This window comes from Solibacillus kalamii (assembly GCF_002174535.1).
Lineage (GTDB): Bacteria > Bacillota > Bacilli > Bacillales_A > Planococcaceae > Solibacillus > Solibacillus silvestris.
Genome location: NZ_NHNT01000002.1, coordinates 43,127 through 63,208, shown reverse-complemented (window position 1 = coordinate 63,208; position 20,082 = coordinate 43,127). Strand labels below are relative to the sequence as shown.

18 protein-coding genes and 1 other annotated feature are annotated in these 20,082 nt (G+C 38.7%); of the genes, 5 read left to right on the top strand and 13 right to left on the bottom strand.

Annotated elements, in window-relative coordinates:
* Positions 1 to 121 precede the first annotated feature (121 nt).
* A complete protein-coding gene (locus tag CBM15_RS03965; protein ID WP_008405011.1) occupies positions 122 to 1,312 on the top strand; it encodes a coenzyme F420-0:L-glutamate ligase in 1,191 nt (396 codons plus the stop codon).
* A 128-nt stretch (positions 1,313 to 1,440) separates the two neighbouring features.
* On the opposite strand, the gene CBM15_RS03960 is transcribed toward CBM15_RS03965, so the two are convergent.
* From CBM15_RS03960 to CBM15_RS03945, 4 genes are all read right to left on the bottom strand, one after another.
* Positions 1,441 to 2,328 carry a glycine betaine ABC transporter substrate-binding protein gene (locus CBM15_RS03960; protein ID WP_008405008.1) on the bottom strand — a complete coding sequence of 296 codons (888 nt, stop codon included), beginning with the start codon at positions 2,326 to 2,328 and terminating at the stop codon, positions 1,441 to 1,443.
* A gap of 1 nt (position 2,329) precedes the next feature.
* Positions 2,330 to 3,193 carry an ABC transporter permease gene (locus CBM15_RS03955; protein WP_008405007.1) on the bottom strand — a complete coding sequence of 288 codons (864 nt, stop codon included), beginning with the start codon at positions 3,191 to 3,193 and terminating at the stop codon, positions 2,330 to 2,332.
* Positions 3,186 to 4,385 (bottom strand): quaternary amine ABC transporter ATP-binding protein, encoded by a 1,200-nt coding sequence (locus CBM15_RS03950; protein ID WP_008405006.1) that lies wholly within the window; start codon positions 4,383 to 4,385, stop codon positions 3,186 to 3,188. The genes CBM15_RS03955 and CBM15_RS03950 overlap by 8 nt, the downstream gene beginning before the upstream one ends.
* A 222-nt stretch (positions 4,386 to 4,607) precedes the next feature.
* On the bottom strand, positions 4,608 to 5,264 hold the full coding sequence (locus CBM15_RS03945) for a GntR family transcriptional regulator (RefSeq protein ID WP_008405004.1): 657 nt from the start codon (positions 5,262 to 5,264) through the stop codon (positions 4,608 to 4,610).
* A 332-nt stretch (positions 5,265 to 5,596) separates the two neighbouring features.
* On the opposite strand from CBM15_RS03945, the gene CBM15_RS03940 reads away from it, so the two are divergent.
* Together CBM15_RS03940 and CBM15_RS03935 are read left to right on the top strand one after the other, a co-directional pair.
* Positions 5,597 to 6,991, top strand: a complete 1,395-nt coding sequence (locus tag CBM15_RS03940) for a branched-chain amino acid transporter BcaP (protein ID WP_087615808.1) — start codon at positions 5,597 to 5,599, stop codon at positions 6,989 to 6,991.
* A gap of 242 nt (positions 6,992 to 7,233) precedes the next feature.
* Positions 7,234 to 7,773 (top strand): ECF transporter S component, encoded by a 540-nt coding sequence (locus CBM15_RS03935; protein ID WP_087615807.1) that lies wholly within the window; start codon positions 7,234 to 7,236, stop codon positions 7,771 to 7,773.
* A 110-nt stretch (positions 7,774 to 7,883) separates the two neighbouring features.
* Here the strand turns inward: CBM15_RS03935 and CBM15_RS03930 are convergent, their stop codons facing one another.
* A complete protein-coding gene (locus CBM15_RS03930; RefSeq protein ID WP_087615806.1) occupies positions 7,884 to 8,423 on the bottom strand; it encodes a hydrolase in 540 nt (179 codons plus the stop codon).
* A 126-nt stretch (positions 8,424 to 8,549) separates the two neighbouring features.
* On the opposite strand from CBM15_RS03930, the gene CBM15_RS03925 reads away from it, so the two are divergent.
* Positions 8,550 to 9,023: a nucleoside-diphosphate sugar epimerase gene (locus CBM15_RS03925; RefSeq protein ID WP_087615805.1), complete on the top strand. Its 474-nt coding sequence runs from the start codon at positions 8,550 to 8,552 to the stop codon at positions 9,021 to 9,023.
* A 47-nt stretch (positions 9,024 to 9,070) separates the two neighbouring features.
* Here the strand turns inward: CBM15_RS03925 and pheT are convergent, their stop codons facing one another.
* The 7 genes from pheT to CBM15_RS03890 all read right to left on the bottom strand — a co-directional run bounded on the left by pheT (position 9,071) and on the right by CBM15_RS03890 (position 18,260).
* On the bottom strand, positions 9,071 to 11,476 hold the full coding sequence (pheT, locus tag CBM15_RS03920) for a phenylalanine--tRNA ligase subunit beta (RefSeq protein WP_087615804.1): 2,406 nt from the start codon (positions 11,474 to 11,476) through the stop codon (positions 9,071 to 9,073).
* Between the two features lie 17 nt (positions 11,477 to 11,493).
* Positions 11,494 to 12,531 (bottom strand): phenylalanine--tRNA ligase subunit alpha, encoded by a 1,038-nt coding sequence (gene pheS / locus CBM15_RS03915; RefSeq protein ID WP_014823150.1) that lies wholly within the window; start codon positions 12,529 to 12,531, stop codon positions 11,494 to 11,496.
* Positions 12,532 to 12,824: 293 nt separating this feature from the next.
* Positions 12,825 to 13,054, bottom strand: a binding site (T-box leader).
* Between the two features lie 68 nt (positions 13,055 to 13,122).
* Complete coding sequence (gene qoxD, locus CBM15_RS03910; protein WP_008407695.1) at positions 13,123 to 13,404, bottom strand: cytochrome aa3 quinol oxidase subunit IV; 282 nt, start codon at positions 13,402 to 13,404, stop codon at positions 13,123 to 13,125.
* Positions 13,405 to 13,407: 3 nt separating this feature from the next.
* Positions 13,408 to 14,007 (bottom strand): cytochrome aa3 quinol oxidase subunit III, encoded by a 600-nt coding sequence (qoxC, locus tag CBM15_RS03905; RefSeq protein ID WP_008407696.1) that lies wholly within the window; start codon positions 14,005 to 14,007, stop codon positions 13,408 to 13,410.
* Positions 14,007 to 15,971 (bottom strand): cytochrome aa3 quinol oxidase subunit I, encoded by a 1,965-nt coding sequence (gene qoxB / locus CBM15_RS03900; protein ID WP_087615803.1) that lies wholly within the window; start codon positions 15,969 to 15,971, stop codon positions 14,007 to 14,009. Before qoxB ends, qoxC begins: the two co-directional genes overlap by 1 nt.
* Positions 15,972 to 16,008: 37 nt before the next feature.
* Positions 16,009 to 16,896 carry a cytochrome aa3 quinol oxidase subunit II gene (qoxA, locus tag CBM15_RS03895; protein WP_008407700.1) on the bottom strand — a complete coding sequence of 296 codons (888 nt, stop codon included), beginning with the start codon at positions 16,894 to 16,896 and terminating at the stop codon, positions 16,009 to 16,011.
* Between the two features lie 602 nt (positions 16,897 to 17,498).
* Positions 17,499 to 18,260, bottom strand: a complete 762-nt coding sequence (locus CBM15_RS03890; RefSeq protein WP_008407701.1) for a TrmH family RNA methyltransferase — start codon at positions 18,258 to 18,260, stop codon at positions 17,499 to 17,501.
* 123 nt (positions 18,261 to 18,383) lie between these two features.
* On the opposite strand from CBM15_RS03890, the gene sspI reads away from it, so the two are divergent.
* A complete protein-coding gene (gene sspI / locus CBM15_RS03885) occupies positions 18,384 to 18,593 on the top strand; it encodes a small acid-soluble spore protein SspI (protein ID WP_008407703.1) in 210 nt (69 codons plus the stop codon).
* Positions 18,594 to 18,867: 274 nt separating this feature from the next.
* On the opposite strand, the gene argF is transcribed toward sspI, so the two are convergent.
* Positions 18,868 to 19,833: an ornithine carbamoyltransferase gene (argF, locus tag CBM15_RS03880; protein WP_193433758.1), complete on the bottom strand. Its 966-nt coding sequence runs from the start codon at positions 19,831 to 19,833 to the stop codon at positions 18,868 to 18,870.
* Positions 19,834 to 20,082 lie beyond the last annotated feature (249 nt).

The window sequence follows — 20,082 nt, the reverse complement described above, 5'->3', positions numbered from 1 at the left end:
TTAATTTTACTTATATCACATGAACAGGTTATAGTAAACATTGTGAGATTACTTATGTTTTGCTTAAAGGTAAGCAAAAGCAATTAAAATATAACTTACAGCTATTGAAGGAGAGATTATTTTGGAACGTGTAGTAGGAACGGTTGTACGAGGTCTTCGTGGCCCAATTATTAATGAAGGTGACGATATTGTTCAAATCGTTGTTGATACAGCGTTAAATGCTGCAAAGACAGAAGGCTATGAAATTGAAAATCGTGATATTGTGACTGTAACAGAATCTGTTGTTGCACGTGCACAAGGAAACTACGCTAAAATTTCAGATATCGCATCAGATGTAAAAGCCAAATTCGGAGATGATACAGTAGGTGTTATTTTCCCGATTCTTTCGCGTAACCGCTTCTCTAACATTTTAAAAGGAATTGCAGCAGGTACGAAGAAAATCGTTCTTATGCTAAGCTACCCATCAGATGAGGTGGGCAACCATTTAGTATCATTGGATGAGCTAGATGAAAAAGGCATCAATCCATGGACAGATGTACTGACAGAAGCTGAATTCCGTGGTCATTTCGGTTTTAACAAACATACATTTACAGGTGTGGACTACATCGAATATTATAAAGAATTAATCGTTGAACAAGGCGCGGAAGTAGAAGTTATCTTCTCGAACAATGCAAAAACGATTTTAGATTATACGAAAAGCATTTTAACTTGCGATATTCACTCTCGCTTCCGTACAAAACGTATTCTAAATGCTGCTGGTGCAGAAAAAGTTTTTGGTCTTGACGATATTTTAGCTGAATCTGTAAACGGATCTGGCTGTAACTCTAAATACGGATTACTTGGATCAAACAAATCGACAGAAGATGGTATTAAATTATTCCCGGATAACTGTCAACCAATCGTTGATGACATCCAAGCAAAAATATTGGCTGCTACTGGGAAACTTGTAGAAGTAATGATTTACGGTGATGGTGCATTTAAAGATCCAGTAGGCCAAATTTGGGAGCTTGCAGATCCTGTTGTCTCACCTGCTTACACACCAGGTCTTGACGGTACTCCGAACGAGATCAAGTTGAAATATTTAGCGGACAACGATTTCGCTAACTTGCAGGGTGAAGAGCTGAAAGAAGCAATCAAAGACTATATTAACAACAAAGAAGAAGATTTAACTGGCAATATGGCCGCACAAGGTACGACACCTCGTAAGCTGACAGATTTAATCGGTTCATTATCTGACTTAACTTCAGGTTCAGGCGATAAAGGAACACCAATGATCTACATCCAAGGTTATTTCGATAACTATACGAAGTAAAAAACAAAAAGACTCAATTTCCCTCCAATGGAAATTGAGTCTTTTGATTCCTATAAAAAAATAAAGCGGTGCAAATTTTAGATTTCAAAATTTGCACCGCTTTTGATTTAAGCTAAAACCTTTTTAAATTACTTTTCAATGCCCTCTGTCCACTTGTTCACAACATCTTGATTTTCTTCAATCCATTGTTGTGCTGCTTCTTCAGGTTTTGTTCCTGAGTAAATATTCAGCATAACTTCTTCGATATCTTCTGTTGTCCATTCAAAGGCATCTAAAATCTTGAAAGCATCAGGTGACTCTTTTTCTAAGTTTTGACGAACAAATGTGTGAATGCTTTCTTCTCCGCCGAATACGCCTTCAGGATCTTCCAAATATTTTAAATCATAATTGGCAAATTTCCAGTGTGGGCTCCAGCCTGTCACAACGATGTCTTCCTCATTTTTAATCGCTTGTTCTAAAGCAACTGTCATCGCACCTGATGATGATGGTTGTAATGACCATGATTCCAAGTTTGGATACGTTTCAAGTGCTCTTTCAGCAGCTGCAACTACACCTGCACCTGCCTCAATGCCTGTAATAGTCGATGCCGCTTCTGTCGATAAATCAGCAATTGAAGTTGCTTCCATGTAGCTTGGTACAACTAAACCGATTTTGGCACCTTGCAAGTTTGGTCCTAAATCTTCTACGTCTGCTCCGTATTTTTCATACTGTGAAGCATGTGTAGCAGGTAACCAGCCAGATACCATCGCATCTGCTTCACCTTTTGATACAGCTTCCCACATGATGGCATTGTCCAATGGTGTAATATCAACGTTATAGCCGACACTTTCCAGTACTTCTGCCACTACATACGTAGATGCAACTTCAGAATCCCATTCTACATAGGCTAATTCGATTGAACCTAGATCTTCTTTAGATGACGTTTCTTTTTTCTCTGTTGTGTCATCTCCACACGCAGCTAATAATAGCGCTGCACTCATTGCTGTTGCTGCAGGCATCCATTTTAATTTTTTCATTTTACTTTCCCCCATTTGATTTTTGTTTATTTAAACTTTGTGTTAAACGGTCTACAATAATAGCGAAGATTACTAGACTTATCCCCGCAACAAATCCATTACCGATTTGTGCTCGTTGTAGAGCCGATAATACTTCACGACCTAAACCTGGCGCACCGATCATTGATGCAATAACTACCATCGATAATGATAAAAGTACCGTTTGGTTAATACCGGCCATAATTGTAGATTTTGAAAGTGGCAATTCTACTTTTACTAATTTTTGAGTGAAAGTACTACCATAAGAGTCCGCCGCTTCGATTAAATGAGTCGGAACTTGACGGATACCGAGATTTGTAAAACGTACAGTTGGTGGTAATGCGAAGATAACTGAAGCAAATACACCTGGTACGACACCAATTCCGAAAAATGCAACGGCTGGGATTAAATATACGAACCCTGGCATTGTTTGCATAAAATCTAAAATTGGTTTCAAAATTTCTTCTACTACTTTTGATTTCGACATGAGGATGCCGAGTGGTATACCAATTACAATCGCGATTAAACTTGAAAACAACACGAGTGTAAATGTATTCATCAGCTGTTCCCATAAACCTTGGTTTAAAATGAATAGTAAACCAATGATTGAAAAGATGGCTAAGCCGAATTTTTTGCCTGTTGCGAAAAACGCTAACACGGCAATGATTAAAATAAATACGTATGGCGGAATAGCAGTTAATGTGGATGTTACAAAATCCATCAAATCTTCACCGTTATTTTGAATAAAACGGAATTGCGCTGAAAACGTATCTGTTACAATATCCATCAGCTTTTCCACATTTTCCGCCACTGGTAATGGCGTCGCTAAATTTAATAGTTTACTCATTGTCTACACCTCCGTTTTTTTCAGAGGCTAACGACTCTAAAACAACTCCACGAATTAGTACTCCGCGCAGTTTCCCTTCTTCTACAACAGCTAATGGTGTCGGAGAATCGGAAATAACCGATAAAATATCCTGTATGACTGTAGATGGTTCAACAATCGGCATATCGTTACGTAAAATTGATTGCAGTGATTTTTCACCGGATTGCGCTAGCTCCAGTGCATCATTTGCAGTAATATAGCCTAAATATTTTCGGGCTTTATCTACTGCGAGCAAGACACTTACTTTATCTTCTCTCATACGCTGCAACGCAACTTTTGGCCCTTCATGATCAATTTGGATTGTCATTGGACGAATCATCGCATTTTCCGCTGTCAATACTTTCGAACGGTCCACATCTTCCAGGAATGAGCGGACATATTCATTTGCAGGGTTTGTCAAAATTTCTTCCCCTGTTCCTACCTGCATGATCTTTCCATCCTTCATAATAGCAATACGATCACCAATACGAAGCGCTTCATTTAAATCATGGGTAATAAAGACAATTGTTTTCTGTAAATTAGCTTGTAACTCCAATAGCTCATCTTGCATTTCTTTGCGAATGAGCGGATCAAGAGCAGAAAAAGCTTCATCCATTAATATGATTTCTGTATCATTTGCCAACGCACGTGCAAGCCCTACACGCTGCTGCATACCGCCTGATAATTGATCTGGATACTGGTCTTTATAGGAGAGTAACCCTGCATTCTGTAAAGCCTTTTCTGCTTTTAATCGTCTTTCCTCTTTCGGAACGCCTCTGATTTCCAGGCCATACTCTGCATTTTGTAAAATGGTACGTTGCGGGAATAATGCGAAGTTTTGAAACACCATGCTCATTTTTTCTCTGCGAACAACTTGCAGGCTCTTTTTATTGAGCTTTGTAATATTTTGATCATCTATATAAATATCACCACTCGTTGGTTGAATGAGACGATTGAGTAAACGGATCAATGTAGACTTCCCACTTCCTGAAAGCCCCATAATTACGAAAATCTCACCTTCTTCAATTGTCAAACTAGCTTCATATACACCGACAGTAGCATTTGTTTCTTTTAAAATCTGTTCTTTGGATTTTTCTTGCTTCACGAGCTTCAATGCCTGTGATGTATTTTTTCCAAATACTTTAGTGACTCGGTCAATTTTAATTTTCCCCATAATCCACTTCCTAATAATAATTAATTTCATGCTAGTAACAACTTTATATTTATCTCGGGTTGTTAAAAGCAACAACTTTTATATTAATAGACGTTGTTACTATTGTCAAATGAGAATTGATTTTTTTGTACATCACAACTAGAAATAAAGTCCCTTAAACAGAAAAAACTACTCCCGAAATACAATGAGGGAGTAGTTTGTTTTTGTTGAAAATTTTACACTCTATATCGAATCAGATTGAAAGTTGTTACTTTCCAGCTGTAAAAAGTGTTTTACATTCGAATAGCATTCTTCTTTACCGATAAAAAATAATGTATCACCCGCGGACAATGTTGCGTATGGCCCAGGCGAAACAATCAGCTCATGATCTTTTTTGATTCCAATTATTGTAGCACCTGTTTCCTGCCAGAAATTGATCTCGCCAACATTTTTCGATAGGAATGGGCAATTATCGGTAATATCAATTTGAAAAGGTACAAACGGGTTAATCGATTGATATCTGCTTGTCCGATTGACCATTTCTCCTAATGTATCCTGGAAATGATGCAACTCATCAATTTGGCGTTCAATACTGTCAGTTAATTGTTTTTGTAAATCTCTTATCGATTTGACACCTGTTAACCGCTGAATGTATTTAGCCGCATTTTCATAGGAAACGATGACAACACCGCTTCCCTTTGTCGCTTCTACTATATTTAAATCCTGTAGAACGGCAATCGCTCGTCTAGCAGTTTCCGATGAAACACTGTATTGAGATGCCAGCGATGAACGGGCATAAATCTTTTCCCCGACAACATATTTTTTTTCAACAATTTTAGCGGCAATATCTTCTGCTATTACTTGATATTTAGGCTGCTTAATTTGGATTTTCTTCTCCATCAATTGCACTCCTTTGTGCTGTGTTCAGTATGCATAAGCAAAATTCCTATATTTATACTATATCGAAATTATATACCTTTTTATAAAAACCACAAATAGTTCACTAATTTTGAACAAATTTCTTAAAAACAATTAAAGAAATAAGTTTTATAAAATATAGGAATTTTTTTCTGTTAAATACTAACAATAACATTATTCACTGTTTTGTTCGAGTTATTTCTGCCTTTTTCGACAAAGACAACACTTTAGCACTTTAACTCAATAAACATGTTTATTATCCTCAAAAATAATGATAAAATTTTGATTATTGTAAATTAGAAAAAGGTGTATCAATGAAAAAAATATTTAGAAAAAAACCAATCAATGACCTTTTACTTAAAAGCGGAAATATGCAGTTGCCTAAAACAATGGGTTCTTTCGATTTGATAATGTTAGGTGTCGGCGCCATTGTCGGTACAGGCATTTTCATTTTACCTGGGACGGTCTCTGCTCTCCATGCAGGCCCGGGGATTGTCTTCTCCTTTACGATTGCTGCAGTCGTTTGTGCATTAGCCGCGCTATGTTATTCTGAGTTTTCTTCTACTGTACCCGTTGCAGGAAGTGCCTATTCATATAGCTATATTGTCTTTGGTGAAATCATTGCATGGCTGGTCGGCTGGGCATTACTATTGGAATACGGCCTCGCAACTGCTGCCGTGGCAACAGGCTGGTCAGGATATTTCGTATCGCTGCTGGAAGGTTTGAATATCCATTTACCGGTCGCATTGACAGGGGCATTCAGTCCTGAAAACGGTACTTATATTAACTTGCCTGCAATTTTTATTATCTTTGCGATTGGTGCTTTACTTTCATTAGGAATGAAAGAATCCACTCGTTTTAATGCATTACTGGTTGCCATTAAACTCGGCGTTATTTTATTGTTTATTGTAATTGGCGTCTTTTATGTGAAGCCTGATAACTGGACACCCTTCCTGCCATTTGGGATGAGCGGTGTATTCACAGGTGCTGCACTCGTATTTTTTGCTTACTTAGGCTTTGATGCCGTGTCTTCTGCTGCGGCGGAAGTAAAAAATCCACAGCGGAATATGCCAATCGGAATTATCGGCTCCCTGCTTGTCTGTACAGTATTGTATATTGTAGTTTCACTTGTACTGACTGGGATTGTTCCATATACTGACCTCAATGTAACCGACCCTGTATCGTACGCGATGCATGTTATCAACCAGGAATGGGCAGCGGGGATCATATCGCTTGGTGCTGTCATTGGCATGATGACCGTTATATTAGTCATGATGTATGGCGGGACACGATTGTTAATGGCCTTTGCCCGTGACGGCTTAATGCCTAAAATGCTGGCACAATTAAGTGAAAAGCGCAAAATGCCTGCTAAAAATACGTGGCTGTTTACAGTGATTATTTCGTTTTTTGCAGGATTTGTTCCATTGGACTTGTTGGCGGAACTTGTAAATATGGGTACATTGGTCGCATTTATTTTCGTTTCTGCCGGCATTTTATATTTACGTAAAAATAAAAACTTGCCGCAAGATCGATTTAAAGTACCATTTTATCCTGTGTTACCAATCTTATCATTTATTCTTTGTATTTTTCTGATTACACAACTTTCCTTGCACACATGGATCGCTTGCGGAATTTGGTTTATTATCGGTATAATCGTTTATTTCACGTATGGAAAAAAACATTCTACGATGAATTCTACTACTAAATAACGGCAATGTGAATTGGTACTATAACCGCTTTATTTAAAAAGCGCAGCAAATTTGTTTTCATAATTTGCTGCGCTTTTATTTGTCAGGTTGTCAGTTTGTCAGAGGGAAAATCCCCGTCATATCCGAAAACAATATTGTGCAAATCTTCTGACCTGGTTAAATTGTTTGTTTTTGAACCTTTTACTGATGCCAACAAATTGCTAATATGAGAGATAATTTCAAGCAAGGGAGCGTCAATTATTATGGAATCATCACGTTCAATCACTACTTCATCAGAAAAAACAAAAGATTTAATTATTACGAGTCTTCTTATTTCACTTGTATTCGTAGCAACATTTTTTATTAATATCCGTTTGCCGATTGCTGCAAATGGAGGGCTTGTTCATTTAGGGTCTGCCATGCTCTTTATTATCGCAATCTTATTTGGTCCAAAAAAGGGTGCGTTGGCCGGAGCATTCGGTATGGCACTGTTCGATATTTTATCTGGATGGACATTGTGGGCACCATTTACATTCATTACACGTGGTCTGCAAGGCTATATTGTAGGAAAAATTGCTACAATGCATGGAAAAAATGGCGGAAGCTTTATTTATAACTTGGCAGCTATCGTTATCTCGGTTCCATTTATGCTTGGAGGTTATTATATTTGTGAACGTGTTCTCTATGGAAACTGGATTATCCCACTTGCATCAATTCCAGGAAATCTCGTTCAAAATGCAGTAGGACTGATCATTGCAATACCAGTATGTATCGCTTTGAAAAAACTGCCCCTTTTTAAATAAAATGAAACTTTAATTAGTGGGGGTTTTCCTCATCCCCCATAGAGACGGGACCCCGTTAATTGGGGATAAAAAAATTGGTTAGCGGCCAATTTCGCTAACCAGTCCTAATTTTATTTTACTAATTTGCTAATTGCTTTAAATGTATCGCCTTTTGCTACTTGCTGCATTTCGAATAATGCCATTTCCACACTAGTTACGCGTGCACCAAGCTGCATCATTTTCTGGATGCCTACCTCCCGATTACTCGCTGTCCGCGAAGACACACAGTCCGCCAGTACTTCTACTTCATAGCCATTTTCCAGTAATTGAGCCGCTGTTTGATACACACAAATATGTGCTTCAATCCCAGCCAATAAAATCTTCTTGCGTCCTGTTTGCTGTAATGCTTGTACAAATTCCTCAGTATCATAAGCACTGAACGTAATTTTTTCAATCGCCTTTTCTTCTGTTAAATGCTCCGCAATTCGCTCATCTGTTGGACCAAGCCCTTTTGGATATTGTTCCAGCCATAAAATTGGTAAATCCAATAGTTTTGCCCCTTGTACCATTGTGGCGATATTACCTACCACGAGTGCGCTTTCCTCAACAACTTGCGCTAATTTCCCCTGAATATCGATCAGTACTAATACTGCTTCTTCTTTCTTTAACATGAATATACCTCCCCTAAGTTGGATTCTTCTCTATTATACTGAACTTTTCCACTAAATGAATAGTAGATCCTCCATTGAAACGAAATCCATGACACTGTATAGTGATAAGAGAAATGGAGGATTTACATGTTGCGTCTTAGTTGGCTCATAAGTATGGGCATTAGTTTATTTGGAGTATTAATTATTCAGCACTTTTTTACTGTAAAACCAGACGATGTTGCTAATGGAGGAAATCTTGGTGCTCTTGGTTTAGCACTTGTTGCACCATTTATTATACTTAGTTTATTTATTACGTTTCGCTTCTTTACTGAAAGTGCCAGAAACGCAAAGGATCGACTTATGCGTATGATTTATTTAGTATTTGGATTTGCGCTGTTAGCGGCATTCATCTATTATGCCATTGATTTTTCAAATAATGTGTATGCATCGCTCGGCGGTGATACGAAGACACCTGGTTCCTCAATCTATCGACTCCCCCTAATAAATGAGTATACAAATCATGTCTTTCTTAACTTTTATACGTATGGAATTGTCCATACATTAAGTGCTTTAATCGGTGTTGCTAATGGAATGGTCAAACCCAAACAATCCCCGCAATAAGTAAAACCCGAATGGCCATTGAACCATTCGGGTTTTGTTATCATTAATTAACGTACTTCTGCACCAGCTGCTGCCAATGCTTTTAATACTTTATTATGTGCTGTGACTACTTCTTCGTCTGTTAATGTACGCTCTGGGTCGAAGTATGTTAATGAGAAGGCTACTGATTTTTTACCAGCCGTCATTTTCTCCCCTGCATAAACATCAAATACTTTTACTTCTTTCAGTAAAGAAGTTCCGGCACCTTTAATAATGCTCACAATTTCACCGGCTGAAGCTGCTACATCCAATTCTAATGCGATATCACGACTCATAGCCGGGAAGCGCGGAATCATAGAATAAACAAGCTCTTCTTGTGTTGCACTTAAAATGGCATTTAAGTTCAGTTCAGCTACATATGTTTCTTTTACATCAAATGCTTTTTGTTCTTGCGGATGAAGCTGGGCAATGACACCCACTTTTTCGCCATCTAATAATACATCAGCTGTACGGCCAGGATGTAAGCCGTCTACTTGCGCTTTTACATAGCTTACGCGAGATGTTAAGCCCAATTTAGCAAATACCGCTTCAACAATACCTTTTGCAACGAAGAAATCAACATTTTTCTTCTCGCCCTGCCAAGTATTATCAATCCATTTACCTGTTAATACAAGTGCTAAGTGCTCTTCTTCAAATGGAAGTTCCTCAGCTGTTTGTCCAAGGAAAACTGATCCGATTTCGTATAATGCTACTGTTTCCGCTTGACGAGCTACGTTATAACTTGCTGCCTCTACTAAGTGAGGAATTAAGCTTTGGCGTAGTGTAGAGCGTTCTTCAGACATAGGCATTAATAACTTTGTTGTCTCCTCAGCTTTTAATGCAAACTTTTGAGCGTGTGCTGCTGAAGTTAATGAGTAAGTTACCGCTTGATAAAGACCGGCACCTTCCATTACATTGCGTACGATACGGCGTCCTGCTTGATATGGCGTTAACCGGCCAACTTGTTCACTCGCTGGTAGGCTTACAGGGATCTCATCGTAGCCATACATACGTGCAATTTCTTCAACGATATCTTCCGGAATTTTAATATCCTGTCGTCGTGTCGGCGCATCAATGATTAATAAACCATTTGCCGCTTCCACATCAAATTTTAAACGCTCTAAAATAGAAAGCATATCCTCTAAAGAAATTTTCATGCCTAAACGGCCGTTAATAAAGTCAGGTGATACTACAACACGAGCTGGCGTTTTATCAAGCTCATCTACTAGCACTGTACCTTCCAATACTTCTCCACCTGCTAAATCAGCAAGTAATTGTGCTGCACGTTCTGCTGCAGGAAGGACACGGTTCGGATCTACACCTTTTTCAAAACGTGCAGAAGAATCCGAACGTAAGCCGATTTCTTTTGAAGTACGACGCACAGATGCCGGGTTGAAGTAAGCTGATTCGATTACTACTGTCGTAGTAGTATTGGATACTTCTGATTTAGCACCGCCCATGACACCTGCAACCGCTTCTGCTTCTTGACCATTTGTAATGACAAGATTGTGGCTTGCTAATTTACGCTCCTGATCATCAAGCGTCGTCATCACTTCGCCATCACGAGCCATACGCGTTACGATTTCACCAGTTGCTAATTTATCGTAGTCAAATGCATGTAATGGTTGACCGTATTCCATTAATACGTAGTTTGTAATATCGACTACATTATTATGTGGACGTACACCTGCAGACATAAGCGCATGTTGCAGCCATAATGGAGATTCTTTTACTTCAATGTTTTTTACAACTTTCGCTGCGTACATTGGGTTTGCTTCTTTATCTTCTACCGTTAATTTTAATACATCTGCCGCTTTTTCCGCTGAAGCAGAATAATCGATTTCCGGTAATTTTACATCTTGAGATAAAATCGCTGCTACTTCATAAGCAACGCCAAGCATGCTCATTGCATCCGAACGGTTCGGTGTTAAACCAAGCTCAAGTACTGTATCACGTAAGCCTAAAACATCTAATGCATCGGCACCTGGAGTTGTATCAGCTGGCAGTACATAAATCCCTTCAGCATAAGCTTTTGGTACAAGACGGCCTTCAATGCCCAATTCTTGAAGTGAACAAATCATCCCGTTTGATTCTTGACCGCGTAATTTCGCTTTTTTGATTTTAATGCCGCCTGGTAATTTTGCTCCTGGACGCGCTACGATGACTTTTTGACCTTCATCGACGTTTGGTGCACCACATACGATTTGCTGAAGCTCTTCTTCCCCAACATCAACTTGGCATACATTTAATTTATCAGCTTCCGGGTGTTTTACTTTAGACACAACATGACCAACAACTACATTTGACATACCTTGTGAACGGGCAATTACTGCATCAACTTCAATCCCCGCACGTGTAATTTTTTCTGCTAATTCATTTGCTTCTAAAGAAGAAATGTCTACATATTGACTTAACCATTTTAATGAAACTAACATTTATATTGTCCTCCTTCTTACACTTCTGCCTGGTGGAATTGTGATAAGAAGCGTGTGTCATTTGTATAGAAATGACGAATATCATCCACACCGTATTTTAACATTGCGATACGTTCTGCACCGATACCGAAAGCGAAACCTGAAAGCTTAGTTGAATCGTAGCCAGCCATTTCAAGTACGTTCGGGTGTACCATACCAGCACCTAAAATTTCAATCCAGCCAGTTTGCTTACATACATTACAGCCTTTACCTGAACATTTATGACAAGATACGTCAACTTCTACAGAAGGCTCTGTGAATGGGAAGAATGATGGGCGAAGGCGGATTTCGCGTTCTGCTCCAAACATTTTCTTGGCCAATGCATCAAGAGTTCCTTTTAAGTCAGACATGCGGATATTTTCACCGATTACAAGACCTTCAATTTGCATGAATTGGTGAGAGTGTGTCGCATCATCTGTGTCACGACGGAATACTTTACCTGGGCAAATCACACGAATTGGTTCGCCTTTTTTGGCTTCCATCGTACGTGCCTGCACTGGAGAAGTATGCGTACGCAATAATGTTTCTTCTGAAATATAGAATGAATCCTGCATGTCACGGGCCGGGTGACCTTTAGGCAAGTTCATTGCTTCAAAGTTATAGTAGTCTTTTTCTACTTCAGGTCCTTCTACGATTTCGTAGCCCATACCTAAAAACAGGTCTTCGATTTCTTCGATTACCCGTGTTAACAGGTGACGGTTTCCTGCACGTACTTTTGCACCTGGTAACGTCACATCGATTGACTCGTTTTCAAGCTGCGCTAAAATTGCAGCTTCTTCTAAAACAGCAACCTTTTTCTCAAGTTCAGCTGTTACATTTTCACGTACAGTGTTAACTAGGGCACCCATTTTCGGACGTTCTTCTGCAGAAAGTTTCCCCATTCCTTTTAATAAATCCGTGATCGGTCCTTTTTTACCTAAGTACGCAACACGAACGTCATTTAATGCTTTTAAGTCAGCTGCATCGGCAATTTTAGCTAATGCTTCTTGTTCCAATTGCTTTAATTGTTGTTCCATTTACAAAGTCCTCCTTAATAATATTTGTGGATAAAATCTTTCTCTTAAACCCTGTTGTTTTCCGTTCCAGCGGACGCGTTTCGCGGGCGGGCGCCAATCCTCCTCGTCGCTTTGCTCCTGCGGTGTATCGGCTGTCCCGCTATTCCCGCAGGAAGCTTGCTTGTGACGAAAGGCGCTAGCCGTCAGTCACACTCGCCGGCTGCACTCCAAACAACTAGTCTCGTTCATAAATAAACTCCACTGTTACCATTAATATCCATAATATTTGAAAATAAAAAATCCTCGCCCCCTAAGAAAGGGACGAGGACGAGTTTCGCGGTACCACCCTAGTTATTGCAAAAAGCAATCACTTCATTGGAGCTAACGACTATGTCTAGCCGGCAATCCTTTCACCACAAGTGGATCCCGGATGCTGCTCGCGGGGTGAACTTCACTATACAATTTGTTAGCAAGCTTTCAGTCATTGGCTTGCATTCCCTAAAACAAATGGTGTATACCTACTCTTCCCGGTCAACGCATTTCGTAATATATTCTCCAACTAGTTTAATGTATTTTCGTACATTTATCAACTAGCTGGAGCGTTTTTCATCATTACATATCCCAAAGAAGGATTAATAAAGAACCTAAAACAGTCAATACTACTAAACCGATTCCGTATACGATGTTCGAGTAGATAGCCCACTTGTCATTTGTTTCACCAGCGTGCATGAAGACAATAAACTGTAAACCTGCTTGAATGAATGCTGTCACTAAAAGGATAACCATTCCTGTTGTGAATGACATATCTGTGAAGTAAACAAGCATTGCAATCACTGTTAAAATCAGTGAAAATACGAAGCCCATAATTTGGCCTATTGGGAAGAACTTAGCCATAGATTACATCATTCCTTTCAAGTAAATGAAACTGAAGATGAAGATCCAAACAACATCCAGGAAGTGCCAGTATAGTGAGAATACAAATGTTTTCCCTGCTGTTACTGAGTTAAGTCCGCGCTTGGCAATTTGGATCATAATGAAGATTCCCCAGAATAAACCAAACGTTACGTGAAGACCGTGTGTTCCTAACGTTGTTAATAAAGCAGATGTGAAGGCACTAGTTGTAATACCTGCACCAACATGTACATAGTGTATAAATTCGTAAATTTCTACAGAAATGAACGCTGCACCAAGTAATAACGTAATACCCATAAATGACAATGTCGCTTTTTTACTGCCAAGACGCATAGCATGAATAGCTAAACCGATTGTAAAACTTGATGTTAAAAGAATAAATGTTTCTGCCAATACTGGACCAATTTCGAAAATCTCAGCAGCAGTTGGACCGTCACCTGTACGACCCGAAAGGACAAAGTATGATGCGAATAATGTACCGAATAACATAATTTCCGCACCTAGGAAAGTCCAGAATCCGAAGATTTTCAGGTTATTTTCCTCTGTTGAATATTCCAATGGAACATTGTTATTAACTTTACCCATTATTTCGCACCTCCTTCTTTTTCATATTTTTTCTCGATTAATTCTACTTCTTCTTTATGGATATGGTAGCCATGGTCGTCTTCTAGAGAACGGTAACCCATGCAAGCTAAAATACCGATTAAGCTGATGATTGCTAAAGTGAACATGCTGAATACTAAAGCGAAACCACCGATGAAGAAGAATATTGATAAAATAAATGTTTGACCTGAGTTATTTGGCATGTGAATATCTTGAATTTCACCTTTGAATAACTTCGTGCCGTTTTTCTTAGAATCCCAGAATGCTTCTGAATTTGAATCAGTTACGTCTGGAGTGATTGCAAAGTTATAGTGTGGAATTGGTGTATGAGTCGCCCACTCAAGACCACGTGCATCCCATGGATCTGAACCGATGTCGCGTGGAGAGTTTTTGAAACTGTACCAAATGTTCCATACTAGCATTAGGAATGAAATAGACATAATTCCGGCACCGACGAACGATACCATGTTTAATGTACTGAAACCTGCAGCATCAGAGTATGTGTACATACGACGTGCTTGACCATCTAAACCAGTGATATACATTGGAATGAATGATAGTACGAAACCTGTAGACATTACCCAAACAGTTGCTTTACCAAGACGCTCATTTAACATGAAACCGAACATTTTTGGCCAGTAGAACGTTAAACCAGCTAACATCGCGTAAACAACACCAGGGATGATTACGTTATGGAAGTGGGCTACTAAGAACATTGTGTTGTGGTATTGGTAGTCAGCTGCTGACATCGCAAGCATAACCCCTGTAACACCACCAAGTGTGAATAAAGGAATGAAGTGCAATGCATACAACATTGGTGTTGTAATAACAATTTTCCCTTTATAAAGTGTGAATAACCAGTTGAAAATTTTAACCCCTGTTGGGATCGCAATTGCCATTGTTGTGATCGAGAAGATCGAGTTCGTGAATGCACCTTGACCCATTGTAAAGAAGTGGTGAGTCCATACAGCGAACGAGAATACTGAAATTAAGATCATTGACCAAACCATTGATGTGTAACCATATAAGTTACGACGTGCGAAAGTCGAAATAACTTCAGAGAAAATACCGAATGCCGGTAAGATTAAGATATATACTTCAGGGTGACCCCAAACCCAGAATAGGTTGGCCCAAAGCATGTCCATACCACCGTCACCGATAGCAAAGAATTTAGTATCCCATAGACGGTCCATTGTACCCATAGCTAATGCTACTGTTAATACTGGGAACGCGAATACGATAATTAAGTTTGCAATAAGTGCTGACCAAGTGAACATTGGCATTTTAAATAATGTCATGCCTGGAGCACGCATTTTCATGATAGTCGTAATGAAGTTAATACCTGTCATTAACGTACCAAGACCCGCAATTTGCAGTGCAAGCATGTAATAGTTTGTACCAACTGATGTACTGAACTCATTATCCGCTAACGGGAAATATGAAGTCCATCCAGAATCAGGAGATCCACCGATGATGAATGAGATATTGAATAATCCCATCCCCATGAAGAATAACCAGAATGCCAAGTTGTTTAAACGTGGGAACGCTACGTCACGTGCCCCGATTTGTAATGGTACTAAAAAGTTAAAGAAGAACGTAATGAATGGCATTGCCATGAATAAAATCATGACTACTCCGTGAGTTGTAAATACTTCGTTATAGTGCTGAGCGTCTAAGAAACCGTTATCTGGAACAGCTAACTGTAAACGCATCATTACGGCATCGACACCGCCGCGGAAAAGCATAACTAAAGCAGTGATTAAATACATGATACCAATTTTTTTATGGTCAACAGTTGTAATCCATTCACGCCATAAGTAGCCCCACAATTTAAAATAAGTAACGATCGCTACTAACGCGATTGACCCTAAAACTATAGAAGCCATTGCGATATAAATTAATGTGCTTGGGTGTGGAACTGCAAACTGTGCAAAGAATTCCGACATAGTAGTACTCCTTTCGAAAAGTTGTTACTTTCAAAAATTAGTGTGAAGAATGATCCTCTTCATCTTCTTTTTCTTCGTCTGAAGATTCATGGTTGTGTTCCGGAGCTGGTGAGAACTCTAGATGTGTACCAGTATAAGTTGATTTACCAAGATGACCTGGCTCTAATAATTCGTCAAACTTCTCTTCTGTTAATGGAGCAGCCGTTTCATGAACTTCTGTTACCCATTCATCAAATTCTGTTTGAGTTAAAGCTGTTACATCAAAAATGTTTTCTGCTGTACCACGACCTGAGAAGTTCGCGTTACGTCCCCAGAATTCGCCTGGGTTATCTGCAGCTAAGTGTAATGTTGTTACCATGTCTGCCATTGCGTATTTCTGACCACCAAGTTGTGGAATCCAGAAACTTGTAATTGGACCATAAGAGTAAAGTTTAAATTCAACTGCACGTCCAGCAGGAATGTATAGGTAATTTACTGTTTCAATATCTTGTTCCGGATAGCTGAAGTGCCATTTCCAGTTAGATGATGAAGCATAAATAACTAAAGGTTCCTGATCCTCATATTCTTGAGGAACACTCTCAACAATGTAGTTACTCTTAACAGAAACAAATGATAAGAAAATAACGATGATTACAGGAATACCAATCATAAATGTTTCTACAAGCCAGTGGCCATGAATATGCGGTGGCTCGTAATCTGGACTTTGTTTTGATGCACGGTATTTAAATAACATAAACACCAAAATTGCTAATACTGTTAAAACAATCCCTGACATTAAGTAAATTAATAACATTGTGTCATCGGCTTGTCTTTGAGCTTGAGGACCTTTAGGATCAAGAACTGCTAACTTATCGTTACAGCCTGCTAAAAGAATAGCACCTAGTCCCATGAAAGAGAGTAATGTTCCCTTCATATTTACTTTCATAGTTGGACTCCTTTCCAATTAAATAAAGCTTGTTAGATTTTGCTTAAGCGCTTTCATGTGAGAGCGAAAATAAAATAATGACGATAGTGCGACATCGAATGAATATTTTCACTTTTTACCATTTACACTATGCATATAGTGGCAAATAGTCAGACCATCAATCCATCACCATTTAGAACCTTTAAATTGAATCCCATAATTAACAGTTTGCACACTATTTTAAAAAGCATTATTTTATTTTTTTATTGTGATAACTTAAGGCGTCTGTCTAACCTACTTAGATTTTAGTTAAACATCAAATAAGTGTCAAAACATCAAATTGGAAAAAACCCTTATTTCTCCCAATTTACGAGCAATTCTTTTTTAATATTTTAAAATAATGACGGCAAACGCAGTAAAATAAAGCGATTTCGAGCTAAAAGTTACCTTCATTTCAAAAATGACATTTCTATGAACTCGTTAAAGTTCATATTTTGGGACTAATCAGAAAGCTCAATACGTTTCATTTTATGGGTTTTATTTCCACTTTTTACCTAATATTTTAAAAGAAATAGGATTTTATAAGTACTTACTTACAAAATCCCACCTTAAAGTTTTCCTGTTTATTTTACAAATGCATACAATAAAATTCCTGTTGCCACCGCAACATTTAGTGATTCTGCCCCGCCTAATATAGGAATGATGATGTTTTGGTCTGTTTTTGCCAATATTTGCGGATTGATGCCACTTCCTTCATTACCCACAATTAAAGCAAATGAATCACTCGGTTCTACTTTTTTGTATGAAATCGATTCTTCCAATGAAGTGCCAAATACACGGATACCGTCAGCCTGCAGGTTTTCTACCCATTCCATCAAGTCGCCACGTACAACAGGAATATGGAAATGGGAGCCTTGTGCAGAACGCAATGATTTTGGATTAAATGCATCGACACTGCCTTTCCCTAACACAACTGCATCAATTCCTGCTGCATCTGCCGTTCGGATCATCGTGCCGATATTTCCCGGATCTTGGACCGCATCGACTAACAGTACTTTTTTCCAATCAAATTGTTCATCTTCGGAAATTTGGCGCTGCTTACAATGGGCAAATACCCCTTGGGAATTTTCAGTTTCCGCAATTTCTTTTGATACTGCCTCATTTACATGGACTAATACTACTTCATCTATTGCCCATAATAATGGTAGATCAACACCATCACGCACAATAATCTGGACGATTTGGTCTTTATGCTTTAACGCTTCTTCCACTAAATGAAAGCCTTCTACAATATACTCTCCTGTTTTTTCTCGCTCTTTACGTTGTGTAACAAGCTTTTTCCAATGCTTCACTAGTGCATTTTGTGTCGATTCGATTCTTTTCATTATTTCCCGTCCTTTTTTACGTACTCGATTGTATATTCTATCACAATTATTTTGTAATCCATAACGCAATGCCATGTATAAATTTTATTATTTTGAACAAAGTATGGGAAAAGGAGGTTTCATATGGATTTTCAAATTAGACAAGCAATTACTGCCAATGTAACGGGCTCAGATGCCGCTGAATTTCAAGATATCGTCAATGATGCCATTGCACGCGGTGAGGAGCATTTACTTCCAGGCCTTGGTGTATTTCTGGAAAAATGGTGGAATGGTGCAAGCGAAAGCGAGCGAAGCGAATTTTCGCAAAAACTGGCAAAGCAGTTTGTCAGCTAACATAACCATAAGCATAACCATCCATCATTCAATTATGATTCCATACAAAAAAGCAATCCAGCGTCTCCCGGATTGCTTTTTCTATGTAGTGATGGGGCATTCCATCTTGAATACAGACATCACTTGTAGTACTTCATGAATCGTCACAGCGTCTCCCATTGTTATTCATGTTGGACTACTACATTATTTATTTGCCCTTCCTGCCCATAAATAATGCATTGTTCGCAGCGGCGACTACAACCCGTAGTACAATGCCAAATGCTTGTTACTGATTTTACGCCAATAAAGATACTAAAACTGCTTTTTGGGCATGCAGGCGATTTTCTGCTTGCTCAAATATATAAGAATTTGGGCCGTCAATAACTGACGTCGCAACTTCTTCCTCTCGATGTGCCGGTAAACAATGAAGGAACATATAATCCGGCTTTGCATGGGCAACCAATTCATCATTGATCTGATACTTTTCAAAATCCTTCAGTCGCTTTAGTGTTTCTTCTTCCTGCCCCATGGATGTCCATACATCTGCGTAAACCGCATCTGCATCTGTAACAGCTGCCACTGGGTCATTTGTTACAACAATAGTACTGCCGTTACGAGAAGCGATCATTTGTGCTTTTTCAATAATACGTTCATCACATTCATATCCCGGTGGTGTTGCAACTGCTACATGCATACCAACATGTGCTGCTGCAGCGATAAGCGCATGTGCTACATTATTGCCATCACCTACATAAGCGATTTTTAATCCTTTCAATTCCCCTTTATTTTCGGCAATTGTTTCAAGGTCAGCTAATGCCTGACATGGATGATCAAGGTCCGTTAACCCATTAATGACCGGAATCGAAGCGTTATCAGCCAATTCTTCAACCATCTTATGGGAGTTGGCACGGATCATGATTCCATCTAAATAACCTGACAATACTCTTCCTGTATCAGATATTGGTTCACCACGGCCAATTTGCATATCGCGCGCATTCATATACATTCCATATCCGCCAAGCTGCTGCATGCCTACTTCAAATGATACACGTGTACGCGTTGAACTTTTTTCAAAGATCATGCCAAGTGTCTTACCTTCCAATAATCGTGGACATTTGCCCGCTTTTGTAATTATTTTCAACTGTGTAGCTAGTTCAAGCAGTTGCTTCACTTCTTCACTCGTATAGTCAAGCAATGTTAATAAGTCTTTTCCTTGTAAACTTTCAACGGGCTTTAATTGCACCTCTTCTAATAATTTCATCATTACACACCTCTGTGAGCTTTATGTTGGTTTTATTATACAAATGAATAAATATAAAATCAAGTGAATTATTATAAATTATTTAAATTATTTAAATTGTATAATGATTACACTTATTCATGAACGATGAAATAACTCACTCGAAGGATATACTTTATGTTTTTTGGAGAATATTTCCGTTTTTATTGAATTCTAATTCATTTTTAAGCATACTATTTACAGCAGTACATTTTGGAAATAATTTACTCT

What these genes read in the sequence shown, in the direction of transcription:
- qoxB (WP_087615803.1), bottom strand. Translation starts at nt 15,971, where the DNA reads ATGTCGGAATTCTTTGCACAGTTTGCAGTTCCACACCCAAGCACATTA.
- pheS (WP_014823150.1), bottom strand. Translation starts at nt 12,531, where the DNA reads ATGGAACAACAATTAAAGCAATTGGAACAAGAAGCATTAGCTAAAATT.
- qoxC (WP_008407696.1), bottom strand. Translation starts at nt 14,007, where the DNA reads ATGGGTAAAGTTAATAACAATGTTCCATTGGAATATTCAACAGAGGAA.
- qoxD (WP_008407695.1), bottom strand. Translation starts at nt 13,404, where the DNA reads ATGGCTAAGTTCTTCCCAATAGGCCAAATTATGGGCTTCGTATTTTCA.
- pheT (WP_087615804.1), bottom strand. Translation starts at nt 11,476, where the DNA reads ATGTTAGTTTCATTAAAATGGTTAAGTCAATATGTAGACATTTCTTCT.
- CBM15_RS03935 (WP_087615807.1), top strand. Translation starts at nt 7,234, where the DNA reads ATGGAATCATCACGTTCAATCACTACTTCATCAGAAAAAACAAAAGAT.
- argF (WP_193433758.1), bottom strand. Translation starts at nt 19,833, where the DNA reads ATGAAATTATTAGAAGAGGTGCAATTAAAGCCCGTTGAAAGTTTACAA.
- CBM15_RS03890 (WP_008407701.1), bottom strand. Translation starts at nt 18,260, where the DNA reads ATGAAAAGAATCGAATCGACACAAAATGCACTAGTGAAGCATTGGAAA.
- CBM15_RS03955 (WP_008405007.1), bottom strand. Translation starts at nt 3,193, where the DNA reads ATGAGTAAACTATTAAATTTAGCGACGCCATTACCAGTGGCGGAAAAT.
- CBM15_RS03945 (WP_008405004.1), bottom strand. Translation starts at nt 5,264, where the DNA reads ATGGAGAAGAAAATCCAAATTAAGCAGCCTAAATATCAAGTAATAGCA.
- CBM15_RS03950 (WP_008405006.1), bottom strand. Translation starts at nt 4,385, where the DNA reads ATGGGGAAAATTAAAATTGACCGAGTCACTAAAGTATTTGGAAAAAAT.
- CBM15_RS03930 (WP_087615806.1), bottom strand. Translation starts at nt 8,423, where the DNA reads ATGTTAAAGAAAGAAGAAGCAGTATTAGTACTGATCGATATTCAGGGG.
- qoxA (WP_008407700.1), bottom strand. Translation starts at nt 16,896, where the DNA reads ATGAAAGTAAATATGAAGGGAACATTACTCTCTTTCATGGGACTAGGT.
- CBM15_RS03925 (WP_087615805.1), top strand. Translation starts at nt 8,550, where the DNA reads ATGTTGCGTCTTAGTTGGCTCATAAGTATGGGCATTAGTTTATTTGGA.
- sspI (WP_008407703.1), top strand. Translation starts at nt 18,384, where the DNA reads ATGGATTTTCAAATTAGACAAGCAATTACTGCCAATGTAACGGGCTCA.
- CBM15_RS03940 (WP_087615808.1), top strand. Translation starts at nt 5,597, where the DNA reads ATGAAAAAAATATTTAGAAAAAAACCAATCAATGACCTTTTACTTAAA.
- CBM15_RS03960 (WP_008405008.1), bottom strand. Translation starts at nt 2,328, where the DNA reads ATGAAAAAATTAAAATGGATGCCTGCAGCAACAGCAATGAGTGCAGCG.